Genomic DNA, 25,368 nt, shown 5'->3' with positions numbered 1-25,368 from the left:
TCGCAATAGCTCCTGCACAAACCCTACCTATAGTTTCTCTTGATGACGATCTACCACCACCTCTATAATCCCTTATCCCATACTTTTTGTAATAGGTAAAATCTGCATGACCAGGTCTAAATTTGTCCTTTATATAAGAATAATCTTTTGACCTAAAATCGCTATTATAAACCAACATACAAATAGGTGTGCCAGTAGTTTTCCCTTCAAAAACACCACTTAAAATTTCTACTTCATCTTTTTCTGCTCTAGGAGTGGTAATTTCACTCTGCCCAGGCCTTCTTCGATCCAATTCTCTTTGGATATCCTCTTTTGATATTTCAATATTTGGAGGGCATCCATCAACCACTACACCAACAGCTTTACCATGGCTTTCGCCAAAAGTTGTGATTTTAAAAATTCTACCAAAACTATTTCCTGCCATTTAAAACTCCGTAACCTCACCACCATTAATTCTTCTATGCTGTTTACTATTTATGTCGAGCACTATTGTCGGTTCTATCAATCCCCTATCATCATATCCATACCCTTCCCAGAAGCCAACAATATATTCATCAATAAATGAGATATTTTTAATCCATTTACAACTCTTATACCCCCATAAATTGGGTATGACCATCCTTACAGGGCCGCCATAATCAAACTCAATCTCATCATCATCAACATGAATGGCTAATAAAATCCTTGGATTAGTCAAATCCTCTGCAAAAACAGTAGTGTTATATCCGCCATAACTTTCGAAATAAACAAATTTAAAATCATGAACACCAAGATATTTAATAAAATCACTCCAAAGTACTCCTCCCCAGTTTGCTCTTACAGACCATCTACTTACTGATGTAAGTCTACAATTAATATATTTTTTCTCAAAAATATTATACAAATCTAAATAGTTAAAAGTTAACCTGTTATCTTTGAACGTTACATCAAAAGTATAATTTTCCTTTTCAGGAACCGACTTTAAACGCTCTGCATTAAAAATTGGCGTTCCAATATCTTTTAAAAAGCTCATAACTTACTCATACTTAATAACATGTGCTAATTCTAAAGTAATTAAACCATGGCCAACCATTTTTTCAATTTCAGGTAATATCTCATCAATCTTTTCAGGCGTATCCACAACCTCTACAATTATAGGCAAATCATTTGAAAGTGCCAGAGTCCTTGAAGAGTGAATAATTGAACTTCTACCATATCCATAAATCCCTCTAATGACAGTTGCTCCAGAGATCCCCTTTTCTCTACATAAACCTACAATCTCTTTGTATAGAGGTTTCCCTTCGTATTTATCATCCTCTCCTATAAAAATCCTCATTAATTTTTGTGTGCCTTCCAGTTTCTTAGTCATAACTCACCTCAGAACAATCTTGATACATATATACCAAAAAATGCAGCAAATAGCGATAAAAATAAATTTAAAAACATATTTAATAACCCGAGGATGAAAGCCCCATCTTCAAACAAGTGTATTGTCTCTACAGAAAAGGTGGAAAACGTTGTAAAAGCACCTAATAACCCAACCCCTATAAAAAATCTAACATTATCACCTAAAACAAGCTTTTCAACTGACAAAGTGTGAACAAAACCTAAAATAAAAGAACCAGTTACATTAACAAACAAAGTCCCAAAAGGGATCATATTTCCCAAAACTATTGTAAAAAACTTTGAAAACAGATATCTAAGAATGGCTCCTACAAACCCACCTACACCTATTAGAAGAATTTTCATTTGATTCCTCCTAAAAATTGGACTATATAAAATCTATGACAACTAATCAACTTGTTTTTATAATAACAATTGTAGCCTTTATCTTAAATTTACCTTTTGGAATTTTAAGAAAAAATTATAAAAAGTTTAGTGTAGGATGGTTTGTATGTATCCATGCACCAATCCCAATCGTTGCAATATTAAGAATCTCAACGCACACTAATTGGAGATATATTCCCATCTTTCTAATATCTTCTATTTTAGGACAAATAATAGGTGCAAGGTTACCAATAAATTTTAAATCAAAAAACACCAATATTACTTAATAAAATTTTTTAGTATATCTATTAATAAGCTGCCTATAATTATAAAGGCAAATATGTTTCTAAGATAAATAAGAACTCTTTTAGCCTTTTCACTACTTTTGTATCTATTAATAAAATAAATCATAGTAACAAGGATAAAAAATGAACCTGATGTTATACCAAAAGAGAATAAAAACTGATATTTGATTTTCGATAATTCATGGAATTTCCCTATCATAAAAACTGTAAAATTTATTAAAAATATTGGCAAACTAGGGTTAAATAAATAGTTTGATAAAATAAATAAAAAGTCAAAAAATTTCTTATTACGCTCTTTTATAATAAATTTAAATTTTTTATTGAAAAATAGTACAAATACTAGCAGCAAGATCGCAAATATTTGTAAAGGAACTCTAAGTTTAGGATTTATTGCAAAAGGTGAAATACCATAAAAAACAATAGCTACATATAATCCATCTAAAAAAGAAGTGAAAAAAGCTAAGAGTATACTATAACCTAACCCCTTATGGATTGCTCTGTCATAAATATAAAGACCTACAACACCAATTGGGAAATAAAAAATTAAACCAGATAATATTCCAAGTAGATAAAACTTCATTTTGTAAATGATAAAATATATTTTCTGATGGCTTTATAGGCTAATTCTCTATGTTTATAAATAGTATTAATAATTTGATAAGCTTCTAACAAATAATCTTTTATCGCATTTATAAAAGAGGTTTTTTGTAATTTAATTGGATGTTTGAGTTTATAAAGAATTACGTATTTTATAATTTTACCAGTTGCGCGATAATAAAGATTCATTAATGTCTCAACACCAAATCTTGATTCTCTCATTTCATCTAAAATTGGTAAAACATCTCTTCTAAATACCGCTCTTTCCCCAGCTAACGGTTTAAAAGGGTTGAACATTGCATCAAACCTATTTTCAGCAGGATGACCAATGACCATATCAGCTTCATTATTTAAAATGGGCTTAACTAGCTGTTTAATATATTTATATGAAAAATTGCACAAATCTGCATCTACAAATACTATAATTTCATTACTGGCTTTTGAAACCCCTTCTGCCATGCAATAGCCTTTTCCCATATTCTGAGGTAAATCTATAAATAAAAGCTTTTCATCATTTATAAATTGTCTAATTAACTCTGAAGTCTTATCTTGAGAGCCATCATTAACAACAATCAACTCACCAACAATTTCACAATTTAAAATCGCTTTAATAACAGAGGATATAGTTCTCTCCTCATTATAAGCACAAACAATAGCTGTAACTTTTTTAATCATATGCTCTTCTCCAAAACAAATAAACTATGATGATATGATTAATTTCTTAAATAAAAATTCATATACTATTTATTTTTTGTTATTTTTCTTGCTTTAACAATAAAAGCACTATGATTATAAATCCACATTTCAGGTCTCACTGATAAGCCATCCACTTTCCAAGGTCTTTTCATTACCTCAAAAGTCTCGATCAAATCAAACATTGAAGAGTTTTTAAGCTCATCAACAAAATTCTTAACCTGCAAAATTGTAGGAAGATAAGCTACAATTATCCCTCCTGAAACTAACCCATTATCACAATGCTTAATTACATGCCAAGGCTCTGGTAAATCAAGGATTATTCTATCATAAACACCGTCAAAACCATCATATACATTGCCATGAATAATTCTATGATTAGCAGTATATTGCAAAAATTCTCTTATTGTCTCTTTTGCCATATCGATAAAATCTTCTCTTACTTCATAAGTACACAGCTCACCTTTATCTGCAAGCGCTCTCAAAATAGCAATAGATAAAGCTCCCTGTCCTATTCCAGCTTCTAAAACCTTTAGACCAGGATATACATCAGCCCACATCAAAATCATTGCACTATCTTTTGGGTAAACTATTTGTGCTTTTCTTTTAAGATGCATAACATAATCGATATAAGTAGGGGAAAAAACCTTGTACTTAAAACCTTTGTTAGTTTCAACTATTGAGCCATCAGTTATATCTACAATACTACTATGGTCAATAAAACCGTATTGAGACGAATATCTCCCACCTACCTTTAACTTTATCATTTTGGATCTATCTTTTTCATCAATTAAAATAACAAAATCACCATATTCAAACTTATTATTTTTCATCCCTCACCAATCTACAAAAAGAGCATACTTCATGGAAAGATTCCATACCGCATATTTTACAATTTTTTAGCTCAATATCACCCTTTTCGTTATTCTTATTTTTCAATCTTTTCATAAGTTTTTTAACATATTGTAAATAAAAGAACTGCTTCGTCCCCACAATTTTCTCTTCTATAAGATTTAACGCATCTTTATAAACCAAGCTTGTGGCACCCACACTTAAAGGGCATTCGTCCAATATATAATCAACTTTATTTAAAAAAGCAAAAGAAGCGATTTCTTGCTCTGTCAATCTAATAAGAGGCTTAACCTTCTTCTTCAACATTTTACCTTCAGCTGGTAAAACAGGTAGCTGCTTTTCCAAATATTCATCATTCCAGTGTAAAATATTACCCAACAACCTTGATGCCTCATCATCTAAATTATGCCCTGTTGCTACCACATCAAAATTATAATCATATGCAATTTTGTTAAAATAGTACCTTTTTACAGTCCCACAAACTGAACATTCTGGTCGTCTGCTTTTTTTAGAAAGCTCTGGGATTGGATAACCCAACTCATTTAAATCAACTATAGTATATTTTAAATTATTTTTCTCTGCAAAATTTATAACTTTAGTTTTTGATTTTTCGGAATATTCATCTATGCCAAGATTTATATACATCCCTGTTACATTATACCCAAGCTTACTTAAAACTAACCATAAAACAAGACTATCTTTACCTCCTGAAACACAAACAAGAATTTTATCTTTTCTACTAAACATTCTGAATTCTTTTATCGCCTTTTCAACCTGTCTAATAAAAAATTCATTAAAATGTTCTTTACAAAGTTTTATATTGTGTCTTTTTAATTTAATTACAGCTTTGCCCTTACATATTTTACATTTCATTTAACCACCACTCACAACAGAAATAATCTTTATTTTATCTCCATCATTTAATATGTCGTCTTCGGTAAGAAGTTCATCATTTCTCACAACAATCACACTATTTTCTTTTAAATTTAGCTCTTTGAAAAGTTGCTTAACTTTTTTTACCTGCACCTCTGTTGTTTCCCCATTACTAAACTCAACAGTTATCATTTTCACCCTCTACTGCTTAAAATATTCATTTCGATTGTCGCTTATAGAGTATAAGATTGAGAATGTCAATTTTTATCAATTGAAGATATAGCCTTTATAAAATCATTGTAAAACTGCTTATCAGAGTAAACTCTCACACTTTTATTATGATTCAAAATCTTCTCTACCAATTTTTCAACATTATTAGCTGGATATATATTCTCTTTTGGAATAATTTCTGGTAATACTCCCACATCAGATGAAACAACTGGAACACCCACTGCCATTAATTCAAAAGCTACTCTACAAATAGCTTCTGACCCGAGTGAAGCCACAACTCCTAAATCAAGTGCAGACATACAATCAACAATATCCTCTCTAAAGCCAGAAATCCGAGAAATATCCTCTATATTATAATTTCTAATCATATTCTTTATATCATCAGTTTTAATGTTTGTATCAAAACCTATCAAAAATAACCTTATGTTTTTTATCCCTTTCTCAAGATATATAATAGATATTGCTTTTATTAAATTCTCGTGCCCTTTTACATAATCAAATCTTCCAACAATTCCAACTACATAATCATTATCACTAAAACCAAATTCCTCTCTTACCCTTTTCCTCCCTTCCTCAGAATAACGAAATTTCAAAGTATCTACTCCTCCATAAATTGTCTTTACTTTATTTTCTGTCAGCTTCATTTCTTTAATATAAACACTTTTTAAGAAATCTCCCGAGGTAACAACCAAATCTGTGCATTTATCATGCAAAAACTTATTTATAAAATCTGTTTTAGGTTTTCTTCTATCACCTCTTACCCTAATTAAACGATAACCATTTGAAAGAAGCCTTTTTAAAGCACAGTACCAAAAAAATTCACCTCTATGGCAAACAACCCAGTCAGGCTTGAATTCTTTTATAAAACTATTAAATTTACCAATATTTTTTATTATCTGCATAGGATTATTTGAATTAAACGGTAACTCAAATATTTTTAAACCATATTCTTTAGCTTTTAAAAGTGGGGGTGAGCCTGGTAAACCCGCAACTATAACATCATGATTGTTCTCTACAAGAACTCTTGACAAATTAACGGCATACCAGGCTGTAGCATTATACCATCTAACATTTATTAGCTGTAAAAACTTCATCAAAAAATTTTAATCTGCCTGCTTTCTTAAATAAGTTGGTATTTCCAACTCCTCTTCATCAAAATCACCAATACTTCTTAAACTTTTATCCATGCTTTTTATAGTTTTAACTCTTTTCATAATATTAGTAACTTCTTGACTACCCTTTTTGATATATTCATCAATATTAACGGTTTTTTCCTCGCGAACTTTTCCAAGCCCAGTAGCTACAACTGTAACTCTACATTTCCCTTCTAGCTCAGGATCTATTACAACCCCTTTAAAGATATTGGACGTTTCACCAGCAGTTTCATAGACAAGTTGAGCAATATTTTGCACTTCAAACATTGTAATATCAGCACCACCAGTAATATTGATTAATATACCCTCAGCTCCTTTAATATTTGCATCAGCAAGTAAAGGACTGTTTAAAGCTCTTCTAGCTGCTTCAACATCCCTATTTTCACCACTTGCTTCACCAATACCCATTAAAGCCATCCCTTTTGAACTCATAATAGATTTTACATCAGCAAAATCTACATTTATATAGCCACTACTATTTATAGTATCTGAAATCCCTTGAACCCCTTGCCTTAAAACATCATCTGCTATTCTAAAAGCCTCTACAAAAGGAGTATTTTTATCAATAACATCAAGTAGTCTATCATTTGGAACAACAATATAAGTATCAACATGATCCTTTAAAAATTTAATCCCCTGCTCAGCATATTCATTCCTTTTGCGCCCTTCCCAGTAAAAAGGTTTTGATACAACTGCAACAGTTAAAGCTCCTAAATCTTTTGCAATACTTGCAATAACTGGTGCAGCTCCGGTACCTGTACCACCACCCATACCAGCAGTTATAAAAACCATATCAGCACCACGCAGCGCTTCTTCAATTGCTTCTGCATCCTCCACAGCAGCTTTTCTACCTATTTCAGGATTCCCGCCTGCACCAAGACCTCGCGTAAGCTTAGTCCCAAGCTGAATCTTAACAGGTGCAAGATTATTCCTCAAAACTTGCTCATCAGTATTAGCCGCAATGAATTCCACACCTTCAATCCCTGCTCTTATCATATTGTTGATTGCATTACCACCTGCACCACCTACACCAATTACCTTGATAACTGCTCCACTTTTGATTTCTTCAAATTCAAACATAAGCTCACCCCCATATTTTTTTTAAAAAAACTCTGAAAACCAATTTTTCATTCTTTCTAAAACTTTATTAAAAACTCTTTCATCATTCCCTTTAGATATTTTCTCCCCTTTAAAATCATTTTTTGCTGAATAAATAGCCAACCCTACACCAGTTGCGTATATTGGATCATCAACTATATCAACTAACCCACCTATATTTTGAGGTTTACCAACTCTAACTGGCATTTCAAAAATTGTAGATGCTAATTCTTCTATACCTTCAAAATTTGAAATCCCACCTGTTAAAACTACTCCACCACCAATCATTTCCACTAAATCATTCTTTTGTAATTCCCCTAAAAACATTTGAAAAATTTCTTCTGCTCTAGCTTGCAATATCTGAGTTAAAACAGCTCGAGATATTTTGCGAGGTGGTCTTCCGCCAACAGAAGGAACTTCCACATAATCATCGTCCATTATTTTATCCAACCAAACACACCCATGAAGTTTTTTTATCCTTTCAGCTTCAGATTCTGGCGTATTCAAACCTATTGAAAGATCTCTTGTAAAATTGTTCCCACCCAACTGCAATACCGCGGTATGATGAATCGCACCCTTTTTAAATACAACCATATCCGTTGTACCGCCACCACCATCAATTAAACAAACTCCAATCTCTTTTTCATCATCACTTAAAACTGCTTCACTAGAAGCAAGTTGCTCTAACACTATGTCGTTTACAGAAATACCAGCTCTTTCACAGCTCTTCATAATATTTTGTGCACTGGTAACAGCACCTGTCACAATATGCACATCAACTTCCAACCTAACACCACTCATCCCTATTGGATCCTTTATTTCAGACTGCCCATCCAATATAAACTGTTGAGGAATAACATGTAAAACTTCACTACCAATAGGGATATCCACTGCAGAAGCAGACTCAATAACCCTTTCCACATCCTTTTTCGTAACTTCCCTATTTTTTACAGCAATTATCCCTCTCGAGTTAAAACTTTTGATATGGCCACCAGCAATACCAACTGTTGCATTTCTTATCTGCAAACCACACATCTTTTCTGCTTCTTTTACAGCTTGTTTTATAGACTCCACCGTAGCATCAATATTGATTACTACCCCTTTCCTCAAACCTGTACTTGGAGCTGTACCTACTCCTATTATATCGACACTTCCATTTTCATTTTTTTGTCCAACAACAACACAAATCTTAGTAGTTCCAATATCAAGCCCAACAACTATATTTTCAGCTTTCACGTTTCACCCCGCTAATGTAAATTCTATTTCTCAAACGTATATCTGCATAATCAAAATCTTTGTAACCCTTATCCAATATCTTTTGTAGATAATTGAAGTTAGCTACAAAAACATTATCTTCATAAAACCCCTTAACTGGTTTCCCATTGTATTCAACGACAAAATAAGATGGATAAAGTAAATACTTGTAATTTTTATCAACTTTAGAAAATATATTAGCGAATTCATCAAAATAAATATTATCTACATTACCAATAACTTTTACCCTGTTATTATCACAATTAGTTCTTAAATTTGAACCATCTGAAAGGTAGAAATAACATTTTCCATTTTTTGAGAATTTAAAGATAGCTTTCTTTTCATATATTTTAACAACGATAGTTGAAGGGTATCTTTTGGTTATTAAACATTTGGTAACCCAAGGATCTGACTCAACAAATTGAACATCTTCAATATCAAAAATATTTTTATCTAATAATCTCTTAAGTTCTTTTTTAACGACCTTTGTATTACTGTTAATTGCTCCAATAACTTCAATTTTACGAACTTTGAAGAAACTACTATTTGTAAATTTATTTACTCCTATAACTAATATTACAACTAAAATTGTAAAAAATATCAGCTTAACTAACTTTTTCATTAATCCCCTTTTATAATTTTATCTATCAGCTTCTCAAAATCATAACCCGCTTTTTTAGCTGCCTTTGGTAATAAACTTGTTTCAGTCATACCTGGTATAGTATTCACTTCCAACAGGAAAAACTCTTTTCCATCATATATATAATCTATACGGCACAATGACGAACAACCAATCAAATCAGCTACTTTTAATGAAATATTGTTTAATTTATCTGTTTCATCTACATTAAGCCCAGTTTCAAAAATGTATTCAGTCATCCCTTTGGTATATTTTGATTCGTAATCATAGAAACCCTTTATAGGCTTTATATAAATAGTGGGAAGAACTTCGTTATTTATAATTCCTACTGTAAGCTCTTTCCCTTCTATAAACCTTTCAATTAAAACTCTAGAATCATATTTTTTTGCCTCACTGAATGCTTTTGAAAATTCATCTTTACTTTTAACAATTGAAATTCCTATTGTGGAGCCTTCTCTAGCAGGCTTTACAACAGCTGGTAAAAATCTTATATCTTTATCATTTTCACAAAGATAATAATCTGGCGTTTTAATCCCAACCGACTGAACTAAGACTTTTGTTAAATGTTTATCATAGGCAATAGCACTTGCAGCTACACCTGCACCATTATATGGAATACCCAAAACTTCAAGCAAACCTTGAATTGATCCATCCTCACCATATTTACCATGCAAAGCGATAAAACAATAATCGGGTTGTGTTTCCCTAATTTTTTTATCAACATTATTATCAACATCGATTAAAAAAGCATCATACCCCAAATTATCAAGAGCCTGTTTCACTGCTTCTCCAGTTTTTAATGAAACCTCTCTCTCACTTGATAACCCACCACACAAAACAGCAATTTTTCTATACATTCTCTTTACTCCTGAAATAATCTGCAATTTTGTAAGATAATTCTGTTATATTCCCTGCTCCAAGAGTAATAAAAACAACCTTTTCATCATTAAATATTTCTAAATCAAAAATTTTATCGAAATCAGCAATGTAATATACATCCTTTAAACCTTGCATTTTTATTTTTTCCACTAAAATGTCTGAACTTACACCTTCTATTGGTGCTTCACTGGCTGCATAAATATCTGTAACAATGAGAATATCTGTATCATAAAATGATGATGCAAATTCATTAAGCAAAGCTTTGGTTCTTGTGTATCTATGAGGTTGAAATATTGTAACAATTTTATAGTCTGGATATAGAGAACGAACACTTTGCAAAGTTGCTTTTATTTCGGTAGGATGATGTCCATAATCATCAATGACAACACGTCTTTCATCTTTGTATCTTATGGATAATCTTCTTTCAACACCTTGAAAATTCTTAAGAGCCTCTTTTATTACGTCAAAGGTTATACCACATTCTATAGCAACTCCAATGGCACCCAATGAATTTAAAACATTATGAATACCAGGAGTATTTAAGTGAATTCTTCCTAACTTCTCACTAAAATAGTAAACATCAAAAGTAGAAATATAACCATCTTGAATAATATTATCAGCTCTTATATCAGCAGATTTCTTAAATCCATAGGTTTGAAATCTCTTTTCGATACTTGGTATAATATCAGTCACATTCTGATTTTCTATACAGAGGAGATTAAGACCATAAAACGGAATCTTATTACAATATTCTATAAATGCTGATTTTATATCCTCTAAATCTTGATATACATCCAGATGTTCCAAATCTATATTTGTAACTACATTAATTGTAGGATACAAAAGTAAAAATGATCTATCACTTTCATCACTTTCACAGATAAAGTAATCCCCTTTTCCTAATACAGCATTTTGTCCAGAACTATTTAATCTTCCACCAATTACTATCGTTGGATCTAATTTTGCTTCTATGAAAATATGCGCAATCATCGATGTTGTGGTAGTTTTACCGTGACTACCTGAAACCGTAATAGACCTTTTTAACCTTGTTAATTCTGCAAGCATCTCACCACGTTTTATTACAGGGATATGACGATCTTTAGCTGAAATTAATTCTGGATTATCTTCTTTTATTGCAGATGAATATACTACCACATCAACATCTTTCACATTCTCAGGGTTATGCCCAATAAATACCTTTACGCCTAAATTCTTTAATCTTTTAACATTTTTATTCATAGATATATCTGATCCTGAAATTTCAAAGCCAAGATTATGCAAAACCTCGGCTATACCACTCATCCCTATGCCGCCAATACCTATGAAATGAATCTTGTTGACTTTACCAAACATCTTATGCACTTAAGATCTCCTCACATATAATTTCAGCACTCTTTAACCTTTTTATAGAGAGTAAGTTTTCTCTGTATGTTGAGTAGTCTTTTTCTATTTTATCAATAGTTTTAATCATTGATTCTTTAGACAAATCGTCCTCGGTAATAATCTCCGCAACACCCTTTTCCTTTGCATGTAAGGCATTGTAAAATTGATGGTTATCCGCTGCAATTTTTAAAGGGATAAAAATCCCAATTCTTTTTGAATACATCAATTCAAAAACTGCCCCAGCTCCTGCTCTACTAATAACAATATCAGACCATTTATACGCATCCACCATATTATCTATAAAAGGTTCTATCTTTATATTATCACCTTGATCAACTCCGTTTTCTTTATAAAAATTGACAGTCTCATTGTAGAGTTTTTCTCCAGTTTGGTGATAAATAGAATACCCTTTATTCAATAAGTCTTTTGCTATTTCTGAGACAAATTTATTAATGATTCTGCTTCCTTGACTACCACCAACAATCAAAAGATGTTTTTCAAAATTCTCTTTTGCTTCAATTTCATAAAACTCTTTTCTAATGGGATTACCCACAACTATAGCATTTTTAGGAGCAAATTTAGTCTTCTCAAAACTTAAAAATACTTTTTTTGCAAACTTACTAAAAAACCTATTTGCTATACCCATTACAGAATTTTGTTCATGAATATACAAAGGATTTCTTTTCAATATAGAAACAATACCAGTAGGCACTGATGCAAATCCACCTAACAGAATAACAATATCTCTTTTATCTATTTCTTTAAAGACTTTAATACTCTCTTTAATTATTGATAATAATGTTTTAATTTTCCATGTAATGTTTTTTCCTTTAAAAGCATAAATGTTTTGCTCATAAAACTTATATCCAAATTTACTCAAAATTGATCTATCTATACCTCTATTTGAAACCATAAAAAGGAATTCTACACCTTTATCAGTCAGGACATTCGCCAACGATATACCTGGAAACAGATGCCCGCCTGTACCACCACCAGCAATAACTACTTTCATAGCTGCTCCTTTTTACACCTTAGCACAATTCCAATCATAAAAAGTGACATCATAACAGAAGATCCTCCATAACTTATAAACGGCAATGCAATCCCTTTTGTTGGAAATAAGCCAGTAGACACAAAAAGATGTATAAGTGCCTGCAACATAAACATCAATCCAATCCCAAAACAGAGCAATCTTTTAAATTTATCACTTTCACTATCAGCAACCCTTTTTATTTCTAAAAACAACATCAAAATTATAAAGAGCAATATTAGACTACCCAAAAATCCAAGTTCTTCAGAGATTATTGAAAAGATAAAATCTGTATGAGCTTCGGGTAAAAAGTAAAGTTTCTGGCTACTATTACCAAAACCTTTTCCAAAAAATCCACCACTACCAATCGCTATTAAAGATTGAATCAACTGATATCCAGGTCCATGATAATAGCTCCAAGGGTCAAGAAAGCTTAACAACCTTTCTCTGTGATAACCACTAAATAACAATACTATTGCTGGTGGTACTGAAAAAGCTACAATTCCTAAGATATGTTTTATACTAGCACCACCGATAAACATCAGTATAATAGAAATTGCCATTATTAGAAAAGATGTACCATAATCAGGCTCAACCAAGATTAAAGCAGATAATATACCCAGCAAAATCATTGCTGGTAAAAATCCCTTAAAAAAGTCTGAGATTTTATCAGATTTTTTATCTAAGTAATGTGCAAGATAAACTATTGAAACAAATTTAGCCAATTCACTTGGTTGGAAATTTATAAAAGGCAGTTTTATCCATCTATGAGAACCATTTACTGCACTAAAAAAGAATACAGACATAAGTAAAAACAAAGTAACAAAATACAAAACTGGGACTACTTTTCTATAAAAATTTATAGGGATATTATATGCTAAAATCATCAAAACCATACCAAGTAAAACTGCTATAAACTGTCTAACTAAATAATAATAATCTGGTTTATCCCACCTTTGAGCCTGAATTGAACCAACATTATAAATATAAAGGCAACCTATAATTATCAAAATGATTGTTAACACAAAAACATATATCCTTTCGTCGTATTCTCTGTTTAATCTATTTGCTGGCATATTCATCCACCAACTTTTTAAAATATTCACCTCTTTCTTCAAAGTTGTTAAACTCATCAAAACTTGCACAACCTGGAGAAAGTAAAACAATATCGCCACTTTTTGCTAGTTCAGTACTTGTATCAAAGGCTTCTTTAAGCTTATTAACCAATATTTTTTTCTCAAAATCTATCTGATCATAAATATTTTTTGCATCTCTACCAAAGCAAACCACAGCCTTACATTTCTTTTTAATGTCATCGTTTAATTCACTAAAGTCACCATCTTTGTCCAAGCCACCAAGCAATAAAATTATTTTACCATCCAGCCCTTTTAGTGCTGTTTTAGTGGAATCAACATTTGTCCCTTTAGAATCATTTACAAATAAAATACCATCAATTTCTCTAACAATTTCACATCTATGAGGTAAACCCTTTAAATCTTCAATTAAGTGGGTAACATCCCCTTTTAGCTCATAAAAATTATTTACAATTTCTAATGCAAAGCTGAGATTCACCAGATTATGTTTTCCAACTAAAGGGAAATGATTAACATTTATATAAAAATTTTCAAAATATAGGACATCACCTTTTAATTTTGGATAATCATTAAAATCAGTATCAATGCATAAATCATAATTTGCAATATAGCTTGTTATATCTTTACCAACTACGAAGAATCCATCATCTTTTAAAAGCTCAGACAACCTTACTTTTGATTTGAGATAATTTTCAAATGTTTTATACCTATCTAAATGGTCAGGTGTAATATTTATTATTACTCCTGCATCTAAAAATTCCCCTTTTCTCATCAAATCAATTTGAAAACTTGAAAATTCCACAACAAAATAATCAAAATCATCAAATATTGCATAGCCAAGTGGATATCCTATATTTCCACAAGCAACACTTTTGAGCCCAATTTTGTTTAAAATCTGTGATGTTAGAAATGTGGTAGTCGATTTACCATTGCTACCTGTAATTCCTATAAATGTTTTGTCTTTAACCAAATTAAATACAAGTTCATATTCACTTATAACTTTAGATTTATTATTGACATTTAGTTTTTCTATATTTAATCCTGGACTTACAACAACCAAATCAAAATTTTCATCATCAAAATCAGCAGTTGGCTTAAAACCATCTTGTTTATCATCAAATATAGCTATATTATCAACTTTTAAAATTTCTCTCAGTATTTTCTCAGCACTTTTACCGCTTAAACCATAACCTACTATCGCTGCTCTCATTTATCACCTTAGTTTTAATGTACTTAATGCAAGCAAAGCCAACAAAAATGAAACAATCCAAAATCTCACTATAATCTTAGGTTCAGACCACCCTTTAAGTTCATAATGATGATGAATAGGTGCCATTCTAAATAATCTTTTACCTTTTGTAGCCTTAAAAAAACCTACTTGCAGAATGACAGACAACGTTTCAATTACAAATACACCACCAACAATAGCTAACACGATTTCCTGCTTTACAATAATTGCCACTGTACCAAGAGCAGAGCCTATTGATAAGCTTCCAACATCACCCATAAAAACAGACGCAGGAAATGCATTAAACCATAAAAATCCAAGTCCAGCACCAACCATACTCCCACAAAAAATAGCTAGCTCACCTGATCCAGCTACATAAGGGATATGCAAGTAATTTGAAAACTTAATATGTCCAGCCAAATATGTAAAAAGTATAAAGGTACCAAATGAAATTACAGTTGGCATAATTGCCAACCCATCCAAACCATCTGTTAGATTTACAGCATTAGAAGTACCCACAATTATGAATACTGCAAACAAAATATAAAAATATGATAAGTCTATTATTAAATGCTTAAAAAATGGGAAATATAGCTTTGTAGCAATATTTGACTTATCTACCCAAATAATCAGAATTGTAGTTGTTACTGCAACTACTACCTGAGCTAAAAATTTGCTCTTAGGGGATAACCCCTCTGGGTTTTTCTTAATAGTTTTTATATAGTCATCAAAAAGGCCTATTGCTGCAGTGCAAATAAAGACATACAACACAATCCATACGTAATAATTCCTAAGATCTGCCCACAACAACGTTGACACAACACAGCTTAATATTATCAATAATCCTCCCATGGTGGGTGTGCCTTCTTTCTCCTTATGCCTTTCAGGCTCATACCCTTTAGTTTTTTGGGAAATCTGCAGTGTCTTCAATTGTTTAATAATTTTTGGTCCAAATACAATGGCTATTATAAAAGAGGTAATTATTGCATAAATTGTACGAAACGTTATGTACTTAAAAACATTAAACAGTATAAAATGCTCACTTAATGGATACAACAAATTATACAGCATATTTACCTCTACCTTTGGTAATCAAATAATCTACAATTTCTTCAAACTTTTTACTTCTTGAAGCTTTAACCAAGAAACAACCAGAGTTGATGTTATTTAAATATTTATAGAGCTTTTGCTTATTGTTGAAAAACTTAATATTTTCAAAATCTTCGTATTTATCAAAATAATCACCACAAAAAATAACAGTAACACCGGATAACTTTTTAGCAAATTCTATTAGCTTTTCATAAATTTCATCCTCAAAACCTTCTATTTCAGCAATTTCTCCAATTATTGCAATTTTGTCCTTATTAAAACACTTATATTTATCCAAACTCTTTAACGCCGCTGTTATAGAATCAATGCTTGCATTGTATGTATCATCGATAATGGCAATATTTTCATAATTATAAACTACCCCTCTTTTCTCCTCAGGCAAAAACTCTTTAATAGCTTGATAAATATAATCATACTCTATCCCTTCTCTTAACGCTACTCCTGCAGCCATCGATGCGTTTAAAATAAAATGATAGTAAAAATGATTAATCTGAAATTTAAATTTATCTCTATTGAATTTTACATAAAACTCATACCCTCCATCTAAGCTCTTTATATCAATAATTCTAAAATCAGCCTTTTCACTAAATCCAACTGTGAAAATCTTTTTGTTTTTTACAATTTCATCTTTCAAATAAACTGTATCATTTTCGTTTAACCACAATTCTTTTACTGAATCAGTCTCTGCTATACTAAATTTTTCCGCTGCTATCTCATTTAAATCTCCAAATCTACCAATATGGGAGGAAGCTATTTTTGTTATTACAGCAACCTCTGGTCTGATATAATCTGTATATTTTTTTATTTCACCTTTACTGTTTGTCCCTATTTCAAAAAATGCATAATCCACTTCATCAGGAATATTTGCACAAGATATTGCAATCCCAAGCTCATTATTATAGTTTTTGTAGCTCATATAAGATTGGTATTGCTTTGAAAAAATCTCATATAAAAGCTTTTTAGTTGTTGTTTTGCCAACACTTCCTGTTATTGCTACTCTTTTCGCAAAGTTATTCTTAAGTTTCCAAATACCAAACGATTTTATTGCATTAAAACTATCTTCAACCAGCACTTTATTTATTGATGCTTTATTATAAAAATAAGGGTTATCGAAAACAGTTAAGATAGCACCTCGCTCATAAGCCTCTTTAAAAAATGAGTTTCCATCTACATTAGTACCTTTTAGAGCTAAAAAAATATCACCTTTTTTTACCTCTTTGCTATTTATTACAACATTATTATATTCAACTATTGTTGGCGAAATATAATCAATCAAATTTTTAAAAGCCTCTTTAATATTTAGTGTCTTCATTTTCCCTCAAAAAAATTTATCACTTCTTCTTTATCATCAAAATGATACTTAACACCTTTAATTAGCTGATAATCCTCATGCCCTTTTCCAGCAATAAGCACAATATCTTCAGGCTCAGCTTCTTTTAATGCAAGCTTGATAGCTTCTCTTCTATCAGGTTCAACGACCACTTTTGATTTATCACCAAAACCTTTCAATATACCATCGATAATCTTTTCAGGATCCTCATTTCTTGGATTATCACTGGTTACCATTACTAAATCAGAATATTTTTCAGCTACTTTTGCCATTCTAGGTCGTTTACTTTTATCTCTATCTCCGCCACAACCAAAAAGTGTGATTATTCTTCTTTTTCTAAAAGGTCTTAAACTCGACAACACATTCTCTAAAGCATCATCTGTATGTGCATAATCAATAAAAATATAAATATTATTATAAATAAGTTTTTCCAATCTACCAGGTACATTACTAAACGTCTTAATAGCTCTTGTTATCCTATCATGATCAATACCAAGATGATGTGCTGTCAATATCGCCGCCATTAAATTATAAATATTGTGTTTTCCAACAAGACTTGTTTCAAAGTGAATTTTTTCTCCTAATAGATTCAATACGATATCAGTTTTATCTAAGTTCATATCAAAGTGCTCTACAAAGCAATTGGCTTTATTGTTGTTGAATGAATAAGTCAAAATTTCATTATCTTTTATTAAATAAAGTAATTTCTTACCATACTCATCATCAATATTTACAATACCGCATCCATTTAAATATTCTGTAAAAAGTTTACTTTTTGAATTGAAATAATCATCTAAATCTTTGTGATAATCTAAATGGTCACCACTTAAATTTGTGTATATTGCATAATTAAAATTTATTCCATAAACTCTATCCTGATCGAGTGCATGAGATGATACTTCCATCACTACAAATTCACAATTTGCTTTTTCTGCTACACCAAGCATTTTATAAAACTCATAAGTTGATGGTGTTGTAGTTGTAGAAGGATATAGTTCTTTATCAATTTTGTAGTTTATTGTGCCAAATCTTGCTGTCTTATACCCTGTAAACTCTACAATATGATTTATTAAATATGCGGTTGTAGTTTTCCCGTTTGTCCCTGTAACACCAATATAGTTTGGTTCATAATTTTTTATAAAAAAGTTTTTGCTAATTATAGAAAGGGCTCTCCTGCCATTTTTAACAACAATAGTTGGGAAATCAAACTCTTTTTCTGTAACTAAAACTTTAATTCTCGAATCGTTAATAAGTTTATTTATATCATTATGTGTATCATACGAAACACCTTTGTATGCAACAAAGATAGAATTTTCTTTGATATCACGATTATCAAAAGAAATATCTGCAACTTCATATTCTAATAAACTTTTATCTTTACAAAAATACTCTACCCCTTTAAGCAGATCTTTTACTTTCATCACTCACCCTATATATTTGTAACCCTTTTTTTAAATAGATCATCATCTGTTCTGCTATCTTTCTGAACGTCACTGCAGCAGTGGAACCTCCATAAATACTTGATCTTGGGCTATCATAAATAACAATCATAGCATATTGTGGGTTTTCAGCTGGGAAAAATCCTGCGAAACTGGCTATGTAATTTCTGCTTGAATATCTTCCAATTTTAAAATCAAACTTTTGAGCAGTCCCTGTTTTGCCAGCAATTGAAACAAAATCCGAATCTGCATTTTGACCTGTCCCATCAGTCACCACTTTTCTCAGTAAATACTGCAATGTCTTAGCTACATCTTTATCTAACACCTGTATTTCCTTCTTTTCAGGAACAATTAATTTATTTTGATAACTAATTGATTTAATATAAGAAGGTGTTATTATCTTACCATCATTGGCTATCATAGCATAAAATCTTAGCATCTGTATTGGTGTCACATACAATTCTTGCCCTATGGAAAGGGAATATTTTGACAATTTTGACCAATGTCTTGGGTCTCTCAACAAACCGGTTTCCTCAGAACTTCCTAAAATTCCTGTAGGCTGTCCAAATCCTGCTTTTTTAATAAATCTATAAAAATCGTTAGATTTAGCAGAATCTATAAGTTTTACAGTGCCAATATTGCTTGAATGAATAAGGACCTCTGACAATTTCAGTTTCTTGTATTTATGAACATCATTAAATATATGGCCATGAACCAGATAAGCACCATTTTCACAATTTATACTTTTATCTAAATTTAATTTTTTGCTTGAAAGTAGATAAGCAAAAGTAACCGGTTTAAAAATTGAACCCGGCTCAAATGTAAAATGTGTAACTGGGTTTTTCCATCTCTGTTTGTCGTAACTTCTAAATCTATTCGGATCAAAATCTGGTTTAGAAACTGATACGAGTATATCTCCACTTTTTACATCCATAATAGCTACAATCGCTTTAGAAGCCTTAAATTTTTCAAAATCTTCGATTAATATTGACTCCGCTATTTTTTGCAATCCTGAATCAACTGTTAATACTAGTTTATTATTATTTATAATATTTGGCATACTATCTTGATGGGTAATCAATTGCCCTCTGCTATCTTTCAAAACTGAATACAAAATTTCTTCTCCAGTCAATTTTCTTTCATATACACCTTCAACACCATACAACCCTTGATTATCTACACCTGTGAAACCTAAAATTTGCGAAAAAGTATTTAAATAGGGGTAAAATCGCTTACTATTTACAAAATAATCGATGCTATCAGACAATCTCTTTAACTTTTCGGCCTCTTCTACATCTACGTTCCTTTTGAGCCAGTGAAATCCAGGAGCAATATCCTTTTTGTAAATACCAAATCTTCTCAACTTTCTTTTCAAATATTTTTCTTCACTTTTATTTAAGCCATAAATAAACACAGAAGCCTTTTTAATATCTTTGGCAATCACAACACCATTTCTATCAAAAATTTTTGCTCTATCTGATCTTATTCTAACTTCCTCTATTGACTGTTTTTTAGATAGTTTTGCATAGTATTCATGCTTATAAAGTTGAAGATAGGCCAACCTGCCTATTACTACGGTAAACATGACTAAAACAATAAATGTTACAAATCCTATTTTACCTCTTTCACTTAACATAATAAACCCTTTTAGGATCAGGTATAGCAAGACCAAATTGCTTAGATTTTTCAAGCAATCTTTCTGTGCTTTTCAAATATGCTAATTTTTTCTCAAACTTCTCCAATTCTATCTGCTTAGAAAATGTAACCTTTTTTAAATCTTCTATCTCATAACCCAGCTCTAAACTTTTTACTTTCACAACAACAATGGAAAAAACAATAGCAATAATCAATACAACCAATAAAATCTTTTTTAGGATAATAGTTTCAACACTTTTAAGTGTTAAGGCAATAATCTTACTCATACCCTTACCCCTACCCTCATTTTTGCACTTCTGCTCAAAGGGTTTTCAGTTATCTCTTTTTCTGTTGGGGTAATTGGTTTTTTTGTTAAAATCTTAAACTGTTTCTCTTTATCACAATTACACACAGGATAGTCAGGTGGGCAAATACAACTCTTTTCATAATATTGTAGATACTCTTTTACAAGACGATCTTCAAGGGAATGAAAGGATATAAAAGCAACAATTCCCCCTTTATCAACAATTGTAGGGAGTTTTTTTAACAAAGATTCGATACTTTCCAGTTCATTATTTATAAATATTCTCAACGCCATAAAAACTTTTGTTGCAGGATGAACACCCGGTTTATGAAATCTCTCTGGAATAGCGTTTTTAACTATTTCTGCAAGTTCAAGTGTTGTTGTAATCCTTTTACTTTTCCTTGTTTTGACAATAGCATCTGCAATCTTTGATGCAAACCGCTCTTCCCCAAATTTTCTAAAAATATTCTTTAAAGTCTCAGCAGAATATTCATTTACAACTTTTTCTGCTGTAAGATATAAACTTTTATCCATCCTCATGTCCAAGGGACCATTCCTTCTAAAAGAAAACCCTCTTTTCGAGTCCAAAAGATGAAAGTTTGAAACTCCAAAATCTGCATACAAGCCATTTACTTTCTCTATTTTTAAACTTTGCAAAACACTATCTATCTCAGAAAAATTACTTTTATAAATCTCAACATTCTCCATACCTTTAAATTTCTCATTTAATCTTTTGATAGCATCCTCATCTCTATCCAAAATAATCAACCTCTCAGGTTTAATCTCTTTTAAAATACCTTCTGCATGTCCTCCTCCACCACCAGTACAATCCACTATCACTCCATTTTTTAATCCCTTAAAAAAAGATATCAGCTCGTTATACAAAACTGGCTTATGCATTTTACAAAGTTATTTCTGGGTAGATATCGTTAATCTCTTCCATGAGAGTACTCATATCCGTATCTTCAACTTCAGACTCCCAAACATCTTTAGGCCATATTTCAATTTTATTCATCATACCGACAATCACGCATTCGCCATTTAGACCAACACCATTTCTTAAATGGGGAGGAATAAGTATCCTACCCAATCTATCTAAACTACAATCTTCTGCTGTGGAAAATAGTTTTCTCATCAATTTTGCAGCCTGTTTGTTTTTTGGAGGATTTTCTTCAAATTTGGATTCAACTTTTTCCCACTCTTTTACTGGATAGGCTGCTAAATATTTCCCAAGATTAACTAAAACAAGTGAATCTTCATTATACTTTGTTTTCAATACATCTCTAAATTTCGCAGGGATACTGATTCTACCAGACTCATTTATAGTATGAACTGATTTCCCTTTAAAACTACTCGTGATTTTCATAACATTTTATTCCATTTTATTCCATTTCATAACAAATAATACATGATACATGCCATAGGTGTCAAGGGAATTTACTTAAAAAACTTTAAAATAATTTTGAATAATTAAGACAAAAATCTCACAATGAAATTAGCTTTTAACTACAATAAGTTATAACAAGATAATTTTTATTGAAATTTGTTTTTATTTTTCCAATTGTATGTTATAATGATGATATGAAGAAATTTGTTTTTATATTTGTATTTTTCCTTTCAACAATAATGGCTCACAGTAATGAAATTAAAATATATTATGCGGAATATGAGCCTTTTATTTATAGAGATATGTATGGTGAGTTAAGAGGTTTTGATTATGATATTATCAGCTCATTTTGCACTAAATATAAATTAGATTGCGATTTTATCCAAACTACTTTTCCTGGATTATTAGACGCAGTAAAGCATGAAAAATGTGATATTGCAGTGGGTTCAATTTATGTTACAGAAGAGAGAAAAAAATTTGGGCTGTTTACTATCCCATATTTACATTCAGGTTTAGTAGCTGTTATTCCTTACAATAAAAATTATTCATTTGAAGACTTATTTAAACTTAGAGTAGGTGTAAAAAGAAAAGCAACAGGCCATAAATACATTGTAGAACAAATGGATAAATATAATGATCTAAATGTAAACATCTTTGATAGTACTCTTGATTCTTTCAAAGCATTGGAATACGGCTATATAGATTGGCTTATAAACGACTATTACAATTCTCTTAATCTCATTTACACAAAATTTAGAGGAAAATATAAGATATTATCAATCAAAAAGAGACCACTCTTTTTAGCAGAATCAGATATTGCATATCTTTTGCCTAAAAAAAATTCAGCACTACAAAAAATGTTAAATCAACATATAGTGGAATTGAAAAAGTCAAACAAATTAAACGAATTAGTCAACAAATGGTTTTATATTACCAAACCGATTACTCTCCAGGATTATTTAACCTACATAATTATTTTTACAGTTATTACGGTTTCATTAATATTTTTAACAATAATATTTCTTTTATCACTAAGGTCGAACAGAAGATTAAGAGACTATAACTCTTTTCTGAGCGCAGTTATCAACATCCCTTCATTTGTAGTTTTTACAATAAATAAAAATGGAAACATTATTTTCTGGAATAAAGGGGCCGAGTTAATTACAGGGATTGAAAAACCAAAACACTTAAAAGAAATTTTTGATGAATATGAAAAAATTAGAGAAAAATGTATGATCGAAAAAACAAAAATTGAAAATTTTATAACAACTATTAAAAGCAATAAAACAAAAACCTTACTACTTGATATTTATCCGTTAAATAGTAGTAATTCGCAATGTGTATTTTTTGGACAAGATTTGACAGAATTACTTGATACAATCAACTCAAGAATTTTATACGAAAACCTCTTTTATGCAATAATCGAAAATTCACCAAATGGAATAATCTTAATAGATAACGAGCTGGTTTTTATAAACAAAAAATCAAAAATTATTTTTAAAATCAACGATTCCAATATTTATTTAAGCAATTTAAATGAAAATATTCTTGATTATTTGAACAAATTTAAAAAAATGAATGAAGAAGAGTTTATATTTTATGATATAAGAGATGTTGCAGAAGGTTATATTTTCGATTTATATATTAAAAAAATAATAACTGCAGAAAAAGTATATTATCTGATAATCTTGATTGACAATACAGAAAAAATCAAACAACAAAAAATCATACAAGAAATACAAAGGGATGAAATCATTTCAAACATTGTAACAAGTGTTGTTCACGATATAAATAATATTTTGAGTGTAATTGTAAATTATACTACATTACTTAAGTTAGATAGTTCATTAAATGAAAAAAACAAAAATATTCTTGATAAAATCCTAAATATCACTGAAGAATCTTCTAATTATCTAAAATCTTTATTAAACCTTTCAAATATTGGGAATGAAACAAAAGTCGTTTTTATAGATAATTTTTTAAGATCTAAAGAAGAGTTTTTTAGACAATTACTTGGTAGTGAAATAAAATTTGAAATGATTTTAGAAGGAGAAGGTGTAACTCTAGAAATAAATGATAACAAACTAACCCAAACATTATTAAATCTTCTTTTAAATGCCAAAGATGCTGTAATGGGCAATGATGGAAAAGTTGTTTTGAAAAAATCTGTTGAGAACAACAACTTGATTATCGAAGTAATAGACAATGGACAAGGTATCCCAAAAGAGATTAAAGACAAAATTTTCGAACCATTTTTCACCACAAAAAAAGAGAAAGGAACAGGGATAGGGTTATATGCGGTTAAAATTTTTGTGGATGAATTAAACGGTAAAATTGAAGTTGATTCAGAACCAGGCAAATACACAAAATTTAAAATTACAATCCCAATTAACCATAAAAAATCAAATTAAAATTTTTAATTATTTATCAATACATAGACAAAAACGATTTTATAACACCAACAATATCTCTAACATCATCTTTAATCTGAATTAAATTTAAATCCTCAGGTGATATGAACCCCTCGGTCAACATGGTATTTTTAATCCAGCTTATTAAACCGCCCCAATATTCGCTATCCACCAGGATTAAAGGGAAAGGTAATATTTTTCTTGTTTGAATCAGCGTCAAAGCTTCAAAAAACTCATCCATAGTGCCAAAGCCACCAGGAAAAATAACAAAAGCACTCGCATATTTTACCAACATAACCTTTCTAACAAAGAAATAGTTGAAAGTAATTACTTTATTTGCATAGGGGTTTGGCTTCTGCTCAAAAGGGAGTTCAATATTTATCCCGATTGACCTTCCACCAGCCTCAGCCGCACCTCTATTTGCAGCTTCCATAATCCCTGGTCCACCACCAGTAATAACTGTAATACCTTCATCTGCCAACAAGTTGCCAAGCTCCCTGGCTTTACGATAATCTCTATGCCCCTCTTTTACTCTTGCAGAGCCAAATATACTTACTGCAGGCTCAACACCTGACAAATGCTCAAACCCCTCCACAAATTCTGATAATATCTTAAATATTCGCCAAGTATCACCAGCTTTTATTTCATCTATTAGATACTGTTTACTTTTCAAATTATTACCATTTTTCATTATC

Annotated in this window: 28 protein-coding genes (1 of these 28 running past the window's edge); 2 read left to right on the top strand and 26 right to left on the bottom strand. The window is 30.8% G+C overall.

Going from position 1 to position 25,368, the window contains the following annotated elements; genetic code table 11:
• The 4 genes in view from aroC to crcB are tightly spaced (at most 8 nt apart) and all read right to left on the bottom strand, a layout consistent with a single transcriptional unit that may run on beyond the window.
• A protein-coding gene (gene aroC / locus DEFDS_RS03035) for a chorismate synthase (RefSeq protein WP_013007342.1) crosses the window boundary here: on the bottom strand, positions 1–424 show its 5' portion. It extends 638 nt beyond the left edge of the window; 424 of the gene's 1,062 nt are visible here — the first part of the coding sequence; it begins with the start codon at positions 422–424; its stop codon lies off the left edge, out of view.
• Positions 425–1,012 (bottom strand): molybdopterin-dependent oxidoreductase, encoded by a 588-nt coding sequence (locus DEFDS_RS03030; protein WP_013007341.1) that lies wholly within the window; start codon positions 1,010–1,012, stop codon positions 425–427.
• Between the two features lie 3 nt (positions 1,013–1,015).
• A complete protein-coding gene (locus DEFDS_RS03025) occupies positions 1,016–1,348 on the bottom strand; it encodes a DUF190 domain-containing protein (protein ID WP_013007340.1) in 333 nt (110 codons plus the stop codon).
• An 8-nt stretch (positions 1,349–1,356) separates the two neighbouring features.
• On the bottom strand, positions 1,357–1,728 hold the full coding sequence (gene crcB / locus DEFDS_RS03020) for a fluoride efflux transporter CrcB (protein WP_013007339.1): 372 nt from the start codon (positions 1,726–1,728) through the stop codon (positions 1,357–1,359).
• A 35-nt stretch (positions 1,729–1,763) separates the two neighbouring features.
• Between crcB and DEFDS_RS13050 the strand changes: the two genes are divergently transcribed.
• Positions 1,764–2,033, top strand: coding sequence for a hypothetical protein (locus DEFDS_RS13050; RefSeq protein WP_013007338.1), 270 nt, complete (start codon positions 1,764–1,766; stop codon positions 2,031–2,033).
• Here the strand turns inward: DEFDS_RS13050 and DEFDS_RS03010 are convergent.
• The 21 genes from DEFDS_RS03010 to mraZ all read right to left on the bottom strand — a co-directional run bounded on the left by DEFDS_RS03010 (position 2,026) and on the right by mraZ (position 22,241).
• Complete coding sequence (locus DEFDS_RS03010; RefSeq protein ID WP_013007337.1) at positions 2,026–2,631, bottom strand: hypothetical protein; 606 nt, start codon at positions 2,629–2,631, stop codon at positions 2,026–2,028. The genes DEFDS_RS13050 and DEFDS_RS03010 overlap by 8 nt on opposite strands.
• Positions 2,628–3,323 carry a glycosyltransferase family 2 protein gene (locus tag DEFDS_RS03005; RefSeq protein ID WP_013007336.1) on the bottom strand — a complete coding sequence of 232 codons (696 nt, stop codon included), beginning with the start codon at positions 3,321–3,323 and terminating at the stop codon, positions 2,628–2,630. The genes DEFDS_RS03010 and DEFDS_RS03005 overlap by 4 nt, the downstream gene beginning before the upstream one ends.
• A 65-nt stretch (positions 3,324–3,388) precedes the next feature.
• A complete protein-coding gene (locus DEFDS_RS03000) occupies positions 3,389–4,174 on the bottom strand; it encodes a tRNA (adenine-N1)-methyltransferase (RefSeq protein ID WP_013007335.1) in 786 nt (261 codons plus the stop codon).
• Positions 4,164–5,066 carry an ATP-binding protein gene (locus DEFDS_RS02995; protein WP_013007334.1) on the bottom strand — a complete coding sequence of 301 codons (903 nt, stop codon included), beginning with the start codon at positions 5,064–5,066 and terminating at the stop codon, positions 4,164–4,166. The genes DEFDS_RS03000 and DEFDS_RS02995 overlap by 11 nt, the downstream gene beginning before the upstream one ends.
• Positions 5,067–5,258, bottom strand: a complete 192-nt coding sequence (locus DEFDS_RS02990; RefSeq protein ID WP_013007333.1) for a MoaD/ThiS family protein — start codon at positions 5,256–5,258, stop codon at positions 5,067–5,069.
• Between the two features lie 65 nt (positions 5,259–5,323).
• A complete protein-coding gene (locus DEFDS_RS02985) occupies positions 5,324–6,391 on the bottom strand; it encodes a glycosyltransferase (RefSeq protein WP_013007332.1) in 1,068 nt (355 codons plus the stop codon).
• A gap of 9 nt (positions 6,392–6,400) precedes the next feature.
• The gene (ftsZ, locus tag DEFDS_RS02980) at positions 6,401–7,531 is read right to left on the bottom strand and encodes a cell division protein FtsZ (protein WP_013007331.1); all 1,131 of its coding nucleotides are present in this window, start codon (positions 7,529–7,531) and stop codon (positions 6,401–6,403) included.
• Positions 7,532–7,552: 21 nt separating this feature from the next.
• Positions 7,553–8,785, bottom strand: a complete 1,233-nt coding sequence (ftsA, locus tag DEFDS_RS02975; protein ID WP_013007330.1) for a cell division protein FtsA — start codon at positions 8,783–8,785, stop codon at positions 7,553–7,555.
• Positions 8,775–9,425: a cell division protein FtsQ/DivIB gene (locus DEFDS_RS02970; protein ID WP_013007329.1), complete on the bottom strand. Its 651-nt coding sequence runs from the start codon at positions 9,423–9,425 to the stop codon at positions 8,775–8,777. The genes ftsA and DEFDS_RS02970 overlap by 11 nt, the downstream gene beginning before the upstream one ends.
• Complete coding sequence (locus DEFDS_RS02965; protein ID WP_013007328.1) at positions 9,425–10,300, bottom strand: D-alanine--D-alanine ligase; 876 nt, start codon at positions 10,298–10,300, stop codon at positions 9,425–9,427. Before DEFDS_RS02965 ends, DEFDS_RS02970 begins: the two co-directional genes overlap by 1 nt.
• The gene (murC, locus tag DEFDS_RS02960; RefSeq protein WP_013007327.1) at positions 10,293–11,675 is read right to left on the bottom strand and encodes a UDP-N-acetylmuramate--L-alanine ligase; all 1,383 of its coding nucleotides are present in this window, start codon (positions 11,673–11,675) and stop codon (positions 10,293–10,295) included. The genes DEFDS_RS02965 and murC overlap by 8 nt, the downstream gene beginning before the upstream one ends.
• Position 11,676: 1 nt before the next feature.
• A complete protein-coding gene (gene murG, locus DEFDS_RS02955) occupies positions 11,677–12,717 on the bottom strand; it encodes an undecaprenyldiphospho-muramoylpentapeptide beta-N-acetylglucosaminyltransferase (protein ID WP_013007326.1) in 1,041 nt (346 codons plus the stop codon).
• Positions 12,714–13,811 (bottom strand): putative lipid II flippase FtsW, encoded by a 1,098-nt coding sequence (ftsW, locus tag DEFDS_RS02950; RefSeq protein WP_013007325.1) that lies wholly within the window; start codon positions 13,809–13,811, stop codon positions 12,714–12,716. The genes murG and ftsW overlap by 4 nt, the downstream gene beginning before the upstream one ends.
• Positions 13,798–15,039 (bottom strand): UDP-N-acetylmuramoyl-L-alanine--D-glutamate ligase, encoded by a 1,242-nt coding sequence (gene murD, locus DEFDS_RS02945; protein ID WP_013007324.1) that lies wholly within the window; start codon positions 15,037–15,039, stop codon positions 13,798–13,800. Before murD ends, ftsW begins: the two co-directional genes overlap by 14 nt.
• 3 nt (positions 15,040–15,042) lie before the next feature.
• Positions 15,043–16,128 (bottom strand): phospho-N-acetylmuramoyl-pentapeptide-transferase, encoded by a 1,086-nt coding sequence (mraY, locus tag DEFDS_RS02940; RefSeq protein ID WP_013007323.1) that lies wholly within the window; start codon positions 16,126–16,128, stop codon positions 15,043–15,045.
• A complete protein-coding gene (gene murF, locus DEFDS_RS02935) occupies positions 16,118–17,479 on the bottom strand; it encodes a UDP-N-acetylmuramoyl-tripeptide--D-alanyl-D-alanine ligase (protein WP_013007322.1) in 1,362 nt (453 codons plus the stop codon). Before murF ends, mraY begins: the two co-directional genes overlap by 11 nt.
• Positions 17,476–18,918 carry a UDP-N-acetylmuramoyl-L-alanyl-D-glutamate--2,6-diaminopimelate ligase gene (locus DEFDS_RS02930; RefSeq protein WP_013007321.1) on the bottom strand — a complete coding sequence of 481 codons (1,443 nt, stop codon included), beginning with the start codon at positions 18,916–18,918 and terminating at the stop codon, positions 17,476–17,478. The genes murF and DEFDS_RS02930 overlap by 4 nt, the downstream gene beginning before the upstream one ends.
• Positions 18,896–20,572 carry a peptidoglycan D,D-transpeptidase FtsI family protein gene (locus tag DEFDS_RS02925; protein ID WP_013007320.1) on the bottom strand — a complete coding sequence of 559 codons (1,677 nt, stop codon included), beginning with the start codon at positions 20,570–20,572 and terminating at the stop codon, positions 18,896–18,898. Before DEFDS_RS02925 ends, DEFDS_RS02930 begins: the two co-directional genes overlap by 23 nt.
• Positions 20,562–20,858, bottom strand: a complete 297-nt coding sequence (locus DEFDS_RS02920) for a hypothetical protein (protein ID WP_013007319.1) — start codon at positions 20,856–20,858, stop codon at positions 20,562–20,564. Before DEFDS_RS02920 ends, DEFDS_RS02925 begins: the two co-directional genes overlap by 11 nt.
• Positions 20,855–21,775: a 16S rRNA (cytosine(1402)-N(4))-methyltransferase RsmH gene (gene rsmH / locus DEFDS_RS02915; protein ID WP_013007318.1), complete on the bottom strand. Its 921-nt coding sequence runs from the start codon at positions 21,773–21,775 to the stop codon at positions 20,855–20,857. The genes DEFDS_RS02920 and rsmH overlap by 4 nt, the downstream gene beginning before the upstream one ends.
• 1 nt (position 21,776) lies before the next feature.
• Positions 21,777–22,241 (bottom strand): division/cell wall cluster transcriptional repressor MraZ, encoded by a 465-nt coding sequence (gene mraZ, locus DEFDS_RS02910; RefSeq protein ID WP_013007317.1) that lies wholly within the window; start codon positions 22,239–22,241, stop codon positions 21,777–21,779.
• 215 nt (positions 22,242–22,456) lie between these two features.
• On the opposite strand from mraZ, the gene DEFDS_RS02905 reads away from it, so the two are divergent.
• Positions 22,457–24,673, top strand: coding sequence for a transporter substrate-binding domain-containing protein (locus tag DEFDS_RS02905; protein WP_041223583.1), 2,217 nt, complete (start codon positions 22,457–22,459; stop codon positions 24,671–24,673).
• A 16-nt stretch (positions 24,674–24,689) separates the two neighbouring features.
• Here DEFDS_RS02905 and DEFDS_RS02900 read toward each other — a convergent pair whose 3' ends face one another.
• On the bottom strand, positions 24,690–25,364 hold the full coding sequence (locus DEFDS_RS02900) for a TIGR00730 family Rossman fold protein (protein WP_041223582.1): 675 nt from the start codon (positions 25,362–25,364) through the stop codon (positions 24,690–24,692).
• Positions 25,365–25,368 lie beyond the last annotated feature (4 nt).

The organism is Deferribacter desulfuricans SSM1, assembly GCF_000010985.1.
Classification (GTDB): Bacteria; Chrysiogenota; Deferribacteres; order Deferribacterales; family Deferribacteraceae; genus Deferribacter; species Deferribacter desulfuricans.
Note: the sequence above shows the minus strand (reverse complement) of the source record. Positions and strands in the feature narration are given on the sequence as shown.

Excerpts from the sequence above, each read along its gene's own strand:
- ftsZ (WP_013007331.1), bottom strand. The coding sequence starts at position 7,531 with ATGTTTGAATTTGAAGAAATCAAAAGTGGAGCAGTTATCAAGGTAATT.
- rsmH (WP_013007318.1), bottom strand. The coding sequence starts at position 21,775 with ATGCATAAGCCAGTTTTGTATAACGAGCTGATATCTTTTTTTAAGGGA.
- mraY (WP_013007323.1), bottom strand. The coding sequence starts at position 16,128 with ATGCTGTATAATTTGTTGTATCCATTAAGTGAGCATTTTATACTGTTT.
- crcB (WP_013007339.1), bottom strand. The coding sequence starts at position 1,728 with ATGAAAATTCTTCTAATAGGTGTAGGTGGGTTTGTAGGAGCCATTCTT.
- DEFDS_RS02995 (WP_013007334.1), bottom strand. The coding sequence starts at position 5,066 with ATGAAATGTAAAATATGTAAGGGCAAAGCTGTAATTAAATTAAAAAGA.
- DEFDS_RS13050 (WP_013007338.1), top strand. The coding sequence starts at position 1,764 with ATGACAACTAATCAACTTGTTTTTATAATAACAATTGTAGCCTTTATC.
- DEFDS_RS02905 (WP_041223583.1), top strand. The coding sequence starts at position 22,457 with ATGAAGAAATTTGTTTTTATATTTGTATTTTTCCTTTCAACAATAATG.
- DEFDS_RS02970 (WP_013007329.1), bottom strand. The coding sequence starts at position 9,425 with ATGAAAAAGTTAGTTAAGCTGATATTTTTTACAATTTTAGTTGTAATA.
- DEFDS_RS02985 (WP_013007332.1), bottom strand. The coding sequence starts at position 6,391 with ATGAAGTTTTTACAGCTAATAAATGTTAGATGGTATAATGCTACAGCC.
- DEFDS_RS03000 (WP_013007335.1), bottom strand. The coding sequence starts at position 4,174 with ATGAAAAATAATAAGTTTGAATATGGTGATTTTGTTATTTTAATTGAT.
- DEFDS_RS02965 (WP_013007328.1), bottom strand. The coding sequence starts at position 10,300 with ATGTATAGAAAAATTGCTGTTTTGTGTGGTGGGTTATCAAGTGAGAGA.
- murF (WP_013007322.1), bottom strand. The coding sequence starts at position 17,479 with ATGAAGACACTAAATATTAAAGAGGCTTTTAAAAATTTGATTGATTAT.
- DEFDS_RS03025 (WP_013007340.1), bottom strand. The coding sequence starts at position 1,348 with ATGACTAAGAAACTGGAAGGCACACAAAAATTAATGAGGATTTTTATA.
- DEFDS_RS02920 (WP_013007319.1), bottom strand. The coding sequence starts at position 20,858 with ATGAGTAAGATTATTGCCTTAACACTTAAAAGTGTTGAAACTATTATC.
- DEFDS_RS02900 (WP_041223582.1), bottom strand. The coding sequence starts at position 25,364 with ATGAAAAATGGTAATAATTTGAAAAGTAAACAGTATCTAATAGATGAA.
- DEFDS_RS03010 (WP_013007337.1), bottom strand. The coding sequence starts at position 2,631 with ATGAAGTTTTATCTACTTGGAATATTATCTGGTTTAATTTTTTATTTC.
- murD (WP_013007324.1), bottom strand. The coding sequence starts at position 15,039 with ATGAGAGCAGCGATAGTAGGTTATGGTTTAAGCGGTAAAAGTGCTGAG.
- DEFDS_RS03005 (WP_013007336.1), bottom strand. The coding sequence starts at position 3,323 with ATGATTAAAAAAGTTACAGCTATTGTTTGTGCTTATAATGAGGAGAGA.
- DEFDS_RS02930 (WP_013007321.1), bottom strand. The coding sequence starts at position 18,918 with ATGAAAGTAAAAGATCTGCTTAAAGGGGTAGAGTATTTTTGTAAAGAT.
- mraZ (WP_013007317.1), bottom strand. The coding sequence starts at position 22,241 with ATGAAAATCACGAGTAGTTTTAAAGGGAAATCAGTTCATACTATAAAT.
- DEFDS_RS02925 (WP_013007320.1), bottom strand. The coding sequence starts at position 20,572 with ATGTTAAGTGAAAGAGGTAAAATAGGATTTGTAACATTTATTGTTTTA.
- murC (WP_013007327.1), bottom strand. The coding sequence starts at position 11,675 with ATGTTTGGTAAAGTCAACAAGATTCATTTCATAGGTATTGGCGGCATA.
- DEFDS_RS02990 (WP_013007333.1), bottom strand. The coding sequence starts at position 5,258 with ATGATAACTGTTGAGTTTAGTAATGGGGAAACAACAGAGGTGCAGGTA.
- DEFDS_RS03030 (WP_013007341.1), bottom strand. The coding sequence starts at position 1,012 with ATGAGCTTTTTAAAAGATATTGGAACGCCAATTTTTAATGCAGAGCGT.
- murG (WP_013007326.1), bottom strand. The coding sequence starts at position 12,717 with ATGAAAGTAGTTATTGCTGGTGGTGGTACAGGCGGGCATCTGTTTCCA.
- ftsW (WP_013007325.1), bottom strand. The coding sequence starts at position 13,811 with ATGCCAGCAAATAGATTAAACAGAGAATACGACGAAAGGATATATGTT.